Genomic DNA, 12294 nt, shown 5'->3' with positions numbered 1-12294 from the left:
CACGGTGTCACAGGGCGCCCGCCGCCCGCAGGACGGACTGCGCCAGACGGCGTCGCCCGCGCCGCGCGCCCTCAGGTCCCGGCCCGGGTGCGCCGGGGCGGCGCCATGGCGATCGTCTCCCCGCACGCGTCGAGGACGGCCGTGCGCCCGTGCGCGTCGGTGACCGGGACGGCCGTGCCGTGGCTGTCGCGCGGCGCGCGCACCACGGCCTCGCCCTGCCGTACGCACCAGGCGTCCGCACCGCCCGTGGTGTCGCGCGGCGTGTAGCGCAGGTCCACGGCGACGGCCGTGTGGCCGGGCAGGGAGAGGGCCGCGGGGTGCCCGGGGCCGGCGCCGTCGATGCTCTCCGCCTTGCCGTTGTGCAGTTCCAGGCCCGGATAGCCGGCGAACAGGCACGCGCCGGGACGCTTGTTGACGGCGGTGAGGCGCGCGTTGGGCCGGGACGCGCCGGGGTCCTTCGCCGTGCCGCTCCGCGTGCCCTCGGGCGCGCTCGATCCGGTGCCGTGCGTGCCGTGGGTGCCGCTGTCGCCGTCACCGTCGCCGTCGAGCAGGGACAGTGTCCAGGTGAGTGCGGTGGTCCGGCACAGCGGCGGCGGTGCGGTGACGTCCGGGGCGGCCGTCGTCGTGGTGGTGCCGCAGCCCGCCAGGGCCAGGCCGGCCGCGAGTACGGCGAGAGCGCCGGCCGGCCGGGTCGTCGCGGTCATGGTTCCCCCTGGAGGCGCGATGGTGATCGGTCAGGTGCCGGGGTGGACCAGCGTGTGCTCGGTGCCGACGGACGTGCCACCCGTGTCGGCGTACAGCGTGGTCTCCCCGTCCGCCCAGCGCACGACGAGGTCGTTGGCGGGGCCGTCGTGGCGGAAGGCGCCGGCCGTCAGCACCCGCGCCTGCTGCCACCGGCCGTTCGGGCCGCGCATCCGCGTCCTGCGGCCGGGTCCCGCGGCCGAGGTGCCGGCGTAGCCGTCCACCGCGCCGTCGGACCAGCGCACCAGCAGGTCCCCGGCGGCCGTGCCGCCGAAGTCGCCGCCGGTCAGCAGGGCGGCCTTGGTCCAGGTGCCGTTGGCCGCGAGGAGCGGGGTGCCGGTGCCCAGGCCGCCGGTCCCGACGCCCGGGTAGAGGGTGAGCGCGCCGTCCGCCCAGCGCACCAGCAGGCCGGTGCCCCCGTCGTCCCGGAACGCTCCGGAGGCGAGCTGGGCGGCGTTCTTCCACGCGGAGCCCGGCGCGGCCATCCGGATCTCCCGGCCCAGGCCGGCGGGGCCGGGCTGCGGGTAGAGCGTGACCTCGCCGTCGGACCAGCGCACCAGCAGTCCGGACCGGTCGCCGGTGAACGCGCCGCCGGTGACGGCCCGGGCGTGGGTCCAGGTGGAGTTGGCCGCGCGCAGCCGGGTCTCGGTGCGGAAGCCGCCCCTGCCGTCGCCGGGGTGCAGGGTGACCGCGCCGTCGGTCCAGACCACCAGCAGATCGCCGTGCCGGTCGCCGGTGTAGTCGCCGGAGGCCATCAGCGCGGCCTTGCGCCAGCGCCCGGCTCCGCCCGGCAGCGCGCCCTCCAGCCCCCGGTACGGCGGCAGGTCGGCGGGCGGGGTCTGGTCGGCGACGGCGTAGGCGAGCAGGTTCGCGGCGTCGGTGCCGAACGCGGGGGCGTAGCTGATGTAGTCCACGTTGGCGTCGTTGCCGCCGCCGTTGTAGCCGCCGAGGTTGCCGATGACGTGGCCGGTGCGGGCGTCGTCCTTGTAGTCGGTGATCCACGGGCTGCCGGACACCCCGCCGTAGTAGCCGCCGCAGGTCATCGAGAGCTGCCGGAACCCGGGCAACTGCTTCGTCGGGACGGTGCACTTGACCGCACGCCCGGCGCTGTTGTGCGAGTAGGAGGGGTAGCCGACGACGGTGACGCCCCGGTGGGTGTAGCCGGCGGGCCGGGTGAAGGTGAGTCCGCCGCCCACCGCGTCCTGGAGGTTTTTGCCCCACTGGTTGGGCGAGACCCGGGCGAACGCGGTGTCCAGGTCGGACACGGCCTTCTTGGTGGTGGCCGAGCCGCGGTCGGGCACGTACCGGGGATCGATGAAGATCCGCTGGATGGGGAAGATGCCGTACGGCTGCCGGTCGGGGGCCGCGCCCTTCACGAACTTCGGGACGAAGAGGTAGGCGCTCTTCATGTTCCGCGCGCAGTGGGCCGCGGTGAGCACGATGTTCCGGGCCTTGGTGTCGAGCACGCTGCCGGTGCAGTGCCAGGTGGTGCCGCGCGGCCCGTCGGCGCCGAAGAACGTCCCGACCAGCTGGGTGCCCTTGAACAGGGTGCCCTTCGGGCGGGCCGTCGCCGCCGCGGACGCTGCCGGCGACGACACCGGCGGGGTGTGCCGGGGCGCGTCGAGCGGCCGGGCCGCGGCCATGCGCTCCGCGGTCCAGAACCGCGCGGCCTGCCGTGCCTCCCGTCCGGCGGACGGCGCGGCCGGCGCGGGCGTCCCGGCGTGTGCGGCCGGCACCGTCAGCCCGGACAGCGCCGCGCACAGCACGGCGACGACCGCCCGGCGCCGTGCGCGGACGAACGGCCCGGTGCGGGCGAACGGTTGTCTCTGCGAGAACACTGCTGGAAGCCCCCCGTCATACGGCGCGGTCCCCCTGGCCACGCCGGATGATCTTCACATGGACGAGCGAAACGGACCAACTCTACTGCCGGTACCCGCCGAGGAACCTGCCGATCCGGCCGATCGCCGCCTCCAGGTCGTCCGCGTGCGGCAGGGTGAGGATGCGGAAGTGGTCGGGGGCGGGCCAGTTGAAGCCGGTGCCCTGGACGACCTGGATCTTCTCGCGCAGCAGCAGGTCCAGGACGAACTTCTCGTCGTCGTGGATCGGGTGCACCTTGGGGTCGATGCGCGGGAACGCGTACAGCGCGCCCTTGGGCTTGACGCAGGAGACGCCCGGGATCTCGTTGAGCTTCTCCCAGGCCACCGTCCGCTGGTCGTGCAGCCGGCCGCCGGGCCGGGTGAGGTCGCGGATGGACTGGCGGCCGCCCAGCGCGGCCTGGATGGCGTACTGGGCGGGCGCGTTGGCGCACAGCCGCATGGAGGCCAGCATGGTCAGGCCCTCCAGGTAGTTCCGGGCGTGCTGCTTCGGGCCGGTGACCACCAGCCAGCCGGAGCGGAAGCCCGCCACCCGGTAGGTCTTGGACAGCCCGCAGAAGGTGAGGACCACCAGATCGGGCGCGAGCGCGGCGGCCGAGTGGTGGACGGCGTCGTCGTACAGGATCTGGTCGTAGATCTCGTCGGCGAACACCATCAGGCCGTGCCGCCGGGCCAGGTCGAGGATGCCCTCGACGACCTCCTTCGGATAGACCGCGCCGGTCGGGTTGTTCGGGTTGATGATGACCACGGCCTTGGTGCGGTCGGTGATCTTCGCCGCCATGTCGGCCAGGTCCGGGTTCCAGTCGGCCTGCTCGTCGCACAGGTAGTGCACGGCCTTGCCGCCGGCCAGCGTGGTGACGGCCGTCCACAGCGGGAAGTCCGGGGCCGGGATGAGGATTTCGTCACCGTCCTCGATCAGCGCCTGGACGGCCATGGAGACCAGCTCCGAGACGCCGTTGCCGAGGTAGACGTCGTCCACGTCCACGTCGAGGCCCAGCGTCTGGTAGCGCTGGGCGACCGCCCGGCGGGCGGAGAGGACACCGCGGGAATCCGTGTAGCCGTGCGCCCGCGGCAGCATCCGGATCATGTCCTGGAGGATCTCCTCCGGCGCCTCGAAGCCGAAGGCCGCGGGATTGCCGGTGTTCAGGCGGAGCACGCTGTGCCCCGCCTCCTCCAGCGCGTTGGCATGCTCGATCACCGGGCCGCGGATCTCGTAGCACACCTCGCTGAGCTTGTTGGACTGCCGGAACTCCATGCGCCCCTCCGAAACTCGTGTTGCTTGGTTTTACCAAGTGACAGCTTGGAAAGTCCAACAACGCGTCTACACTGCGTCGCATGTCACCTCGCCGAAGCTACGACCAGTACTGCTCCGCAGCCCGCGCCCTCGACCTCGTCGGCGACCGCTGGACGCTGCTGATCGTCCGTGAGCTGCTCGCCGGGCCCCGCCGGTACACGGACCTGCACGCGGACCTGCCCGGCGTGAGCACGGACGTACTCGCCTCCCGGCTGAAGGAGATGGAGCGAGACGGCCTCGCCACCCGGCGGCGGCTGCCCCCGCCGGGCGCCGCGTACGTGTACGAACTCACCGCGCGCGGGCGGGAGCTGCTGCCCGTCCTCCAGGCGCTGAGCACCTGGGGGCGGCCCGAACTGGGCGAGCGCCGGCCCACCGACGCCGTGCGCGCGCACTGGTTCGCGCTGCCGCTGCTGCGCGCCCTGGACGGCGAGGGTGTCGTCGAAGTGCGGCTGGAGGAAGGCGACTTCCACCTCCGCGTCGGCGCCGCCGAGGGGCCGGTGTACGGCGACGGGCCCGCGCCGGGCGAGGCCGACGCCCGGCTGGTGCTGGACGCGGCGGCCTGCGAGGCCATCGCCCGCGGCGAGCTGACCCTGCCGGACGCCGTGCGGGACGGCCGGGTGACGGTGACGGGCGACGGCACACCGGCCAAGGCGCTGCGGGCGGCGGCGCAAGGCTGAAGGCCCGCCGGACGGGCGGGCCTTCAGGACCTGCGGGACGACGCGCGGCCGGCCCCGGAAGCCGGGAACCCGCTCCGGTGAGCCGTACAGCCGTACAAGCCCCACGAGTCGTACGACCGGCCCCGGGAGCCGTGCAACTCACCCTGGGAGCCGGGCAGTCGGCTCCCGGAACCATACGGCCGCTCAGGCGCCGGGCGGCACCCGCGACGGCCGGCCCGATCCGCGCGTCAGCGCGTAGCCGCCGATACCGGCGAGCGCGGCCAGCACACCGCCGAGCGCGGTCCACACCCAGCGGTCGGACCACCAGCCGGACGACCAGCCGTCGTCCCGGCCGAAGCTGGACAGCACGGCGCCCTTCGCACCGTCCCCGTCCTCCTCGGACGTGACGGCGATCCCCGGGACGAGCGGCTTGCCCAGCGAGCCGTCCACGGCCGCCGCGCCGCCGATGTGCTTCGAGTCGACGCGCACCTCGGCGCCGACCGGCTGGCCGAGGTCGGCGGCGGCGAGGTCCACCACCGTCAGCCGGACGTAGTACGTGCCCGGCAGCGGGTCGTTCGCCCACGGCTCCGACCAGCCGCGCACCGTGCGCAGCACACACGCCAGGTCCACCGAGGCGGTGCCCTGCGCGACGGTGCGGGTCTGCGCGCCGTACTGGCAGGCCTGCCGGCGCCGGAGCCCGTCGTACACGTCGAGCTGCCAGGTCTGCGCGCCGTGCGTGTCCGGCAGCTTCACCGTCGCCTCGACGGTGGGCCGCTGCCCGGTGTCCGCGGGGAAGGACCAGTACAGGTAGTCGCCGGTGGAGCCGGAGGCGGTGGCCCGCTGCCCCTGCTCGATCTCGGTCGCCGTACGGAACGAGGTGCCCGCCCGGGTGGGCGCGTCACCGTCGGCGGAGGCGCTCGGGGAGGGCGAGGAGTCCGCGGCGGCCGGTCCGGCGGCCAGTCCCAGCGCCAGCAGCGCGGCGCCCAGTACGCGTGTGATCCGCATCAGTTCGTCCTCCAGACCGCGACCCGCCAGCGTGACAGCCAGCCCCACAGCAGACCCGCCAGGAAGCCGGCCAGCACCAGCGCGCCCAGCAGCCACCAGCCACGGCCGAGACCGAACGCGGCCACGTCGTGGTGGCCCGAGGGACCGTCCACCACGTCGACGGTCAGCTCCAGCGGCAGACCCGGCGTGGTCTTCACGCCCGAGGCCGCCGAGAAGGACTGGGTGACCTGGAGGCACACCGTCTCCGCGGGCGCCGACTCGTCGTCGCCGTCCGCCTTCGGATAGCGCAGACCGGCGGAGACCACATCCGTGCGGCCGGTGCCCGCGGCCTCACCGCGCACGATCTCCCGCCCGTGCGTGGTCACCGCGCGCAGCAGGACGCCGTAGTCCGGGCCGACGGCCCGGTCGTCCGCCACGCTCACCGAGGCGCGCAGCTCCCGGCCGGGCGCCACGTCCACCTTGTACCAGCGCTGCTGCCCGAACCCCACCCGGTCGGTGTACAGCCCGGACTTCAGGGCCGGGGCCTTCTCGCAGCGGTCGGCGCCCTCGGTGGCCACCGGCGTCACCACGGGATCCGCCGCCCGGTCCACCAAGTCGCCGACGCGGTCGCTCAGTTCGTCCTTGTGCCGGACGTCGGTGTAGGTGCCGCCGGTGGCGTCCGCGATGCAGCTGAGCTGGTCGCGGGTCTTGGCGTCCGGCACCAGGCCGAGGGTGTCGATGGTCAGCCCGATGCCCTTGGCGGCTATCTCCCGGGCCACCTCGCACGGGTCGAGCGGCTGGCAGGTGTCCTCGCCGTCGCTGATCAGCACGATACGGCGGGTGCCGGAGCCGCCGTCCAGGTCGCCCGCCGCCTTCAGCAGCGCGGGTCCGATCGGCGTCCAGCCGGTGGGCGCCAGCGTGGCCACGGCCGTCTTGGCCTCGGTCCGGTTCAGCGGACCGACCGGGTAGAGCTGCGCGGTGTCCTTGCAGCCCTCCTTCCGGTCGTCGCCGCGGTAGTCGGCGCCGAGTGTGCGGATGCCGAGCCGCACCTCCTCGGGCGTCGCGTCCAGCACCTCGTTGAACGCCTGCTTCGCCGCGGCCATCCGGGTGCCGCCGTCGATGTCCCGGGTGCGCATGGAACCGCTGACGTCCAGGACGAGTTCGACCTTCGGAGCGGCCTGCTCCGTCTCGTCGGCGACCGCTTGGCCGGGAAGCGCGATCCCGGCGGTCAGGGCGGCGAGCAGAGCGCAGACGCCCGCCACCAGCCGTTGTCTTCTGATCATCGCCGGATCCTATTGACCGGACGGGCCGCACTCCAAAACGGTGGCCGCTTCCGAGCCAGGCCGGGGCAGGGCCGTCCAGATGTCCCCGGAGCGGCCGGGGGACAGGCGCATCAGCGTCAGGGCCTTCGCGGGCAGCGGGTGTTCGCGCAGGAAGGCGAGGTCCGCGGTCGCGGGCAGGTCCGGCAGCACGGTCTCCAGGGCCGCCGCCAGCGTGCCGCCCGAGCCCGCCGTGCCCGCCAGGGCGCCGGTCACCAGGGAGCCGAACAGCTTGCGGCGCAGGGCTTCCGGGTCGTCGGTGAGCAGGCGGCCCGTGAGGCCGGGCGGGGTGATGCCGTGGCGGACCAGGCGGGCGGGGCTGAGGCGGATGTCGGCCAGATCGCGGTAGGCCAGGCGCAGCGGAGTGCCGTCCGCGGCCAGGACCACCAGCAGGTTCTGCCCGTGGGCCTCCAGCGCCACGCCCAGGTCCAGCAGGCGCAGCCCCACCGTGAGCGCCAGCCGGGTGAACGCGGCCAGCCAGGAGGGGCAGCCGGGCAGGGAGGTGGTGGCGAGCGCGGCCACCGGCAGCACCCACTCGCCCGGCGCCGCGTACTGCCGCGGCGACTCCCGCAGCAGCGCCGCCAGACCCGGCGAGTGCGCCGTGGCCGCGCCCAGCGTGCGCGTGATGTGCAGCAGGCCGTCCGTGCGCGCCGCCAGCTCCTCGGCGAACGCGGACAGCGTCGCCGCGGCCCGCACCGAGTACACGGAGATGTCCCGCACCGACGACGTCAGCCGGGCGCTCAGCGCGGTCTTCACGTGCGGGCCGCCGGGGACCGCCAGGGTGCGCAGGGACATCAGCGGCCGGGCCGGGCACCAGATGCCGTACGGCCGCTTCAGCACCCGCGTGGCCTGCCACGGGTGCACCGGCAGCAACAGCCGGTCCCCGTCGCGCAGTTCCGCCGGCCACCGGCCGGACACCAGGCAGTCGTCCACCGGCACCGGGACCGTGCCCAGCTCCACCACCGGCCCGTGCTCCGGGCCGTACGCGAGCTGGTCCGCCACCGAGAAACCGGGCCGGGACCGGCAGTTCGGGTGGAACGGATGCCCGTCGACCACCCGCTGCTCCCACTCCCACTCCCGGTCCCGCTCCGGCCACTGCCGCGGCTGCTCTGCGCCGGCCCGGGACAGCGCCAGCGAGGCCGCGCTGTGCGCCAGTTCCGCCGCGAACGCGGTGCCGTGCGGCACCGCCAGCGCGGTCATCAGCCGCGCCGCGTCCTCGTACGGCCGCCGGTCCAGGTGTACGGCGGTGACGTACGCGCTCGTGGCGTACGGGTCCGCGTGCGGGCCGCGCAGGGTCCGCCCGTCGGCGAGGCGCAGGGCGAGGCCCCGCGGGCCGGGCGACCGGCCGGTGATCCAGGGCAGCGGCTCGTGGGCCAGCGCCCGCCACAGCCGGGTCAGCACGGCGGCCCGGGCGCCGGGCAGCTCCGCCGTGTACCGGGGCAGCAGGCCGGGCCGGACGGCGGCCAGCTCCTCGGCGATCCCGGCCTCGGCGGTGGGGGGACGGTGCACGGTCGGCTCCTGGGGTAGGCGGGGCACGGCACGATTGTCGGGGACCACCGGGGACGGCAGCCATACTGATCGTCTCCGGCCCCGGCGGGCGCGACCGGCGCGCGCCGGAACGACCGGGCGCCCCTGGACGACGGACGAATGGAACGCGTGGACCACACACCCTCCACCGGTGAGGCGGGCCGCCGCGCCGACGCCTACGCGGCAGCGCCCCTGCTCAACTGTCTGCTGCGGGAGGTGGCCGAACCGCTCCCGCCCGCCGGGGACCGCCGGGTGCACCGGCTGCCGGACGGCCGCCTGCTGCGGGTGCGCGCCGGGCGGCGCCCCGCGGACCCCGAGGTGTACGCGGCCGGCACCTGGCACCCGATCGGCCACACGGAACTGGTCAAACTGGTCGCGGAGGAGCTGCGCCGGCACACCGGGCTGCCCGGCGGCGACCTGCCCGCCGAGATGATCGACAGCCGGGACGCGGTCGCCGCCCTGCTCACCGCCCGCGCCCGGGCCACCCCGCCCGACGACCCGTACCTGCGCTCCGAGCAGTCCCTGCTGACCGGCCACCCGTACCACCCGGCTCCCAAGGCGCGCGGCGGCGGCCCGGTCGCCTCCTGGCTGCCGTACGCGCCCGAGGCGCACGCCCGCTTCCCGCTGACGCTGCTCGGCGTCCGCGCGGACCAGGTGGCCGAGGAGGGCGACACCAGCGCCCTGGACGCCCTCGGCACCGCCCCGCCCGGCTACCGGCTGCTGCCCGCCCACCCCTGGCAGCTCGACCTGGCCGGCCGCGAGCTGGCCCCCGCCTTCGCCGACGGCCGGCTGCTGCGGCTCGGCGGCACGGCGTTCGACACCTGGCCCACGGCCGCCGTCCGCACGGTGTACGAGCCCCGGCGCGATCTGTTCCTCAAGTTCAGCCTGGACGTGCGCATCACCAACGACATCCGCCGGCTGTGGCGCCACGACCTGCACCGGCTGCGCCGCACCGACACCGCCGCCGGGCACGCGTTCGCGGCGATGGGCCCGCCCGCGGCCTGGCTGAGCGACCGCGGCTACCGCACCGCCGCCTTCGCCTTCGAGGAGCTGGCCGTGCTGGTCCGCGACGGGCTGCGCGGCCACCTCCTGCCGGGTGCCACCCCGCTGCTCGCGGCCGCTCTCGCCGAGGGCTTCGAGGGCAACCCGCTGGCGGCCACCCGGGACCCGGCCGGCTGGTGGGAGGCGTACCTGCGGCAGGTCGTGCCGCCCGCGCTCACCGCCTTCGACGACCACGGCGTCGTCCTGGAGGCCCATCTGCAGAACACCCTGGTCGCCGTGGACCGGTCCGGCACCCCCGTGCAGGCCCTGTTCCGGGACGCCGAGGGCGCCAAACTGCTGCCGGACGTGAGCCGGGCGGCCGGCTGGGAGCGGCTGGTGTACTGCCTGGTCGTCAACCACCTCACCGAGATCGCCGGCGCCCTCGCCGAGCGGCGTCCCGGCCTCGACCCGTGGCCCGCCGTGCGCCGCGAGTTCGCCCGGCACGACCTGCCCGAGATCCCCGCCCTGCTCACCGCGCCCACCCTGCCCGGCAAGACCAACCTGCTGCTGCGCTGGACGGGCGCGGACGGCGCGGACGCCCGCTATCTGCCGCTGCCGAACCCGCTGGCGCACACCGCCGCCGGCCGGTGACCGGACGGGCGCCGGCCGGCGGCGGTGCGTCCGGTCAGCCCAGCGGCAGCACCAGGCAGGCGGCGCCGTCGTCCGAGGAGCCGAGCGTCGTGGTGCCGCCGTCGGTGCCGGCGTCGGTGGCCGCGTCCGAGTAGAGCGCGTCGCCGCTGGTCACCGCCAGCGTCAGCCGGTGGCCGTCGGCCAGGTCGTACCCGGCGGCCTGGAGTTTCCAGGTGGCAGCGCGCTCCTGGCCCGGGGTCAGGCCGGTGAGGGTGAGCGGCTCGTGGGTGATGATGCGGGCCGTGCCGTCGGGGCCGACGTCGAACAGGTAGGCCACCAGGGTCGCGGAGGCGTCGCTGCCGCGCACGGTCAGCGTGAGTTCGGGGACGCCGCGGATCCGGCGGGCCGCGCCGCCGCGGCTGTCCGCCGTGATCGGGTCGCTGGTGAAGACGGCGAGGTACTGCCGGTCGAACTTGTCCGGGGCGTACGTCCTGGGGTTGCCGTTCCACTCGGCCTGACCGGTGGTGATGACGGCGTCCGCCGCGGTGGGCTCGGTCACCTGGCCGACGGTGAACGCGCGCTCCCAGCCCGTCTCCGGGCGGGTGCCCAGTCCGCCGTCACGGTCGTCCGGACCGGTGCCCGTCAGGTACCACCGCTCGGTGGAGACCGTGACGTCCTGCCAGGACGCCCGGGACTCACGGTCGGCCGGGGTGACGATGTCGCGGTTGCCGGTCTGCGGGTCGGTCCGGGTCTCGTAGGTGAACATGATCTGGCTGCTGACCGGGGACCAGCCGGGGACCTCGTTGTCGATCTCGCGCACATGGTGGTCCAGCCAGGCGAACGCCTCCTCGACAGGCGGGTTCGGGCCGCTGAACGGGAGGGTCAGGCCGACGCCCTCGGGTGCCGCGTGGTCGCCGATCCACAGGTTGAGCCGCTTGGGCACGGTGAGGCTCTCGAAGTGCTCGATGACCTGGTTGGCCCCGAACAGCGTCTCGTGCCAGGTGTTGGAGAAGAAGGTGGGGATGCCGCGGGCGTTGGTCTTGTCGGCGTACGTGGCCGGTGACCGCCTCCTGCCCCACTCCTCCACGATCTTCATGTTCTCGCCGGCCTGGAAGTCGGCCAGCAACTGGCGGGTGTCCTCGTCGAACTTCCGCTCGGGCGGGCCGCCGGTGAAACCGATCAGGGCGGCCACCGCCGCCAGGTGCCGGGTCTCGTGCTGGTAGAGACTCGCGGTCAGATCGCCCCAGGTGCTCAGGGCCACGACCGCGGCCACCCGCTCCTCCGGGTCGTTCGCCGCGACGAGCTGGCTGATGCCCGAACCGTACGACTCGCCCAGGAAGGCGATCTTGCTGGGGCTGAAGTGCTGCTGCGCGTAGGCGAGGACCGTGATGCCGTCCTGTACGTCCGCGGGTCCGGCCACGTCGATCGTGCCGCCGGAGGTGAAGGGCCCGTCGACGTAGCCCTGACCGGGCACCGCCATCGTCAGGCCGATCCCGCGCGGGGTGTAGGCCAGCACGTGGTAGCCGCGCAGCGCGAGCTGGAGGTACGTGTACGCGAACAGGCCCCAGCCGAAGGGCGTCCAGCCGGCGGGCACGATCACCAGGGGAGCGGGTTCGCCGGTGTTCAGCTTGATCGTGTGCGCCGACAGCCGTACGCCGTCCTCGGCGGTGATGCGGGGAAAGCCGATGGTCGCCCTCCGGCGCACCTGCTCCGCCAGGCTCCGCAGCTCGGAGGGGAGCACCGGCTGCTCGGCCGTGCCGTCCAGCGTGGCGATCAGCGCCTCGGCGAGGTGGGCCGCTGCCGGGTCGACCGACGTGGGCGAGGTGTAGACGCCCTGCCTGGCGATCCGGCTCACCTGCGCCGCGGTGCCCACGCCGTCGTCGTCGTGCGGGTGACTCATGAAACCCGTCCTCTCGCGAGCGCCGCCCGGGCTCGCGGCACGGCCGGCGTCTGCTGCCTGCCGGAGGCCCCGGCACCCCTGGATCCTTTCGGTCTTTTCCTGCGCCGGAGCGCACGGCGCAGGGCGTACGGAAGCGCAACCCCCGCGCCCACACAACCCGCACGCCCCCCGAACACCACGCCCGCCGGCCCATCTCGGCCAGCGCCCGGCATGGGCGGACCCACGGACCGGGTAGGGCCTGGCCCCATGGCCGCCCGAGGGCGGTCCGGTGAGCGGACCGCCTGGCCGGACCGCTAGGTTCTGTCTCTTTGGTCAGCGTTGGGTCCAGATGAGGATGCCGGCGAGGTGGAGTGCTGCCTGGTAGGCGATGGCGAGCTTGTCGGTTCGT

At 74.7% G+C, this 12294-nt stretch carries 9 protein-coding genes; 2 read left to right on the top strand and 7 right to left on the bottom strand.

Annotated features, from left to right (window positions below):
* Positions 1–71: 71 nt before the first annotated feature.
* The 3 genes from ACZ4SV_RS11330 to ACZ4SV_RS11320 all read right to left on the bottom strand — a co-directional run bounded on the left by ACZ4SV_RS11330 (position 72) and on the right by ACZ4SV_RS11320 (position 3870).
* On the bottom strand, positions 72–704 hold the full coding sequence (locus tag ACZ4SV_RS11330; protein WP_468003432.1) for a DUF4232 domain-containing protein: 633 nt from the start codon (positions 702–704) through the stop codon (positions 72–74).
* A gap of 30 nt (positions 705–734) precedes the next feature.
* Entirely contained in the window at positions 735–2579 is a 1845-nt protein-coding gene (locus tag ACZ4SV_RS11325) for a trypsin-like serine protease (protein WP_468003430.1), read from the bottom strand.
* Positions 2580–2661: 82 nt separating this feature from the next.
* Positions 2662–3870 carry a pyridoxal phosphate-dependent aminotransferase gene (locus tag ACZ4SV_RS11320; RefSeq protein WP_365878814.1) on the bottom strand — a complete coding sequence of 403 codons (1209 nt, stop codon included), beginning with the start codon at positions 3868–3870 and terminating at the stop codon, positions 2662–2664.
* Positions 3871–3950: 80 nt separating this feature from the next.
* On the opposite strand from ACZ4SV_RS11320, the gene ACZ4SV_RS11315 reads away from it, so the two are divergent.
* Positions 3951–4586 carry a winged helix-turn-helix transcriptional regulator gene (locus ACZ4SV_RS11315; RefSeq protein ID WP_468003427.1) on the top strand — a complete coding sequence of 212 codons (636 nt, stop codon included), beginning with the start codon at positions 3951–3953 and terminating at the stop codon, positions 4584–4586.
* A gap of 183 nt (positions 4587–4769) precedes the next feature.
* Here the strand turns inward: ACZ4SV_RS11315 and ACZ4SV_RS11310 are convergent, their stop codons facing one another.
* Genes ACZ4SV_RS11310 through ACZ4SV_RS11300 form a run of 3 tightly spaced genes read right to left on the bottom strand, consistent with a single transcriptional unit; the run spans position 4770 to position 8377 of the window.
* Complete coding sequence (locus ACZ4SV_RS11310; RefSeq protein ID WP_468003425.1) at positions 4770–5570, bottom strand: hypothetical protein; 801 nt, start codon at positions 5568–5570, stop codon at positions 4770–4772.
* Positions 5570–6832 carry a VWA domain-containing protein gene (locus ACZ4SV_RS11305; RefSeq protein ID WP_398213313.1) on the bottom strand — a complete coding sequence of 421 codons (1263 nt, stop codon included), beginning with the start codon at positions 6830–6832 and terminating at the stop codon, positions 5570–5572. The genes ACZ4SV_RS11310 and ACZ4SV_RS11305 overlap by 1 nt, the downstream gene beginning before the upstream one ends.
* 9 nt (positions 6833–6841) lie before the next feature.
* The gene (locus ACZ4SV_RS11300; RefSeq protein WP_468003422.1) at positions 6842–8377 is read right to left on the bottom strand and encodes an IucA/IucC family protein; all 1536 of its coding nucleotides are present in this window, start codon (positions 8375–8377) and stop codon (positions 6842–6844) included.
* Between the two features lie 138 nt (positions 8378–8515).
* Between ACZ4SV_RS11300 and ACZ4SV_RS11295 the strand changes: the two genes are divergently transcribed.
* On the top strand, positions 8516–10027 hold the full coding sequence (locus ACZ4SV_RS11295; protein WP_468003420.1) for an IucA/IucC family protein: 1512 nt from the start codon (positions 8516–8518) through the stop codon (positions 10025–10027).
* Between the two features lie 34 nt (positions 10028–10061).
* Here ACZ4SV_RS11295 and ACZ4SV_RS11290 read toward each other — a convergent pair whose 3' ends face one another.
* The gene (locus tag ACZ4SV_RS11290) at positions 10062–11906 is read right to left on the bottom strand and encodes an alpha/beta fold hydrolase (protein WP_468003418.1); all 1845 of its coding nucleotides are present in this window, start codon (positions 11904–11906) and stop codon (positions 10062–10064) included.
* Between the last annotated feature and the right edge of the window lie 388 nt (positions 11907–12294).

Source organism: Streptomyces sp. NPDC027672, from assembly GCF_055566335.1.
This window is presented reverse-complemented; position numbering and strand designations above follow the sequence as displayed.

Coding starts and splice junctions, on each gene's coding strand:
- ACZ4SV_RS11330 (WP_468003432.1), bottom strand. CDS start 704: ATGACCGCGACGACCCGGCCGGCCGGCGCTCTCGCCGTACTCGCGGCC.
- ACZ4SV_RS11320 (WP_365878814.1), bottom strand. CDS start 3,870: ATGGAGTTCCGGCAGTCCAACAAGCTCAGCGAGGTGTGCTACGAGATC.
- ACZ4SV_RS11315 (WP_468003427.1), top strand. CDS start 3,951: ATGTCACCTCGCCGAAGCTACGACCAGTACTGCTCCGCAGCCCGCGCC.
- ACZ4SV_RS11310 (WP_468003425.1), bottom strand. CDS start 5,570: ATGCGGATCACACGCGTACTGGGCGCCGCGCTGCTGGCGCTGGGACTG.
- ACZ4SV_RS11305 (WP_398213313.1), bottom strand. CDS start 6,832: ATGATCAGAAGACAACGGCTGGTGGCGGGCGTCTGCGCTCTGCTCGCC.
- ACZ4SV_RS11295 (WP_468003420.1), top strand. CDS start 8,516: ATGGAACGCGTGGACCACACACCCTCCACCGGTGAGGCGGGCCGCCGC.
- ACZ4SV_RS11290 (WP_468003418.1), bottom strand. CDS start 11,906: ATGAGTCACCCGCACGACGACGACGGCGTGGGCACCGCGGCGCAGGTG.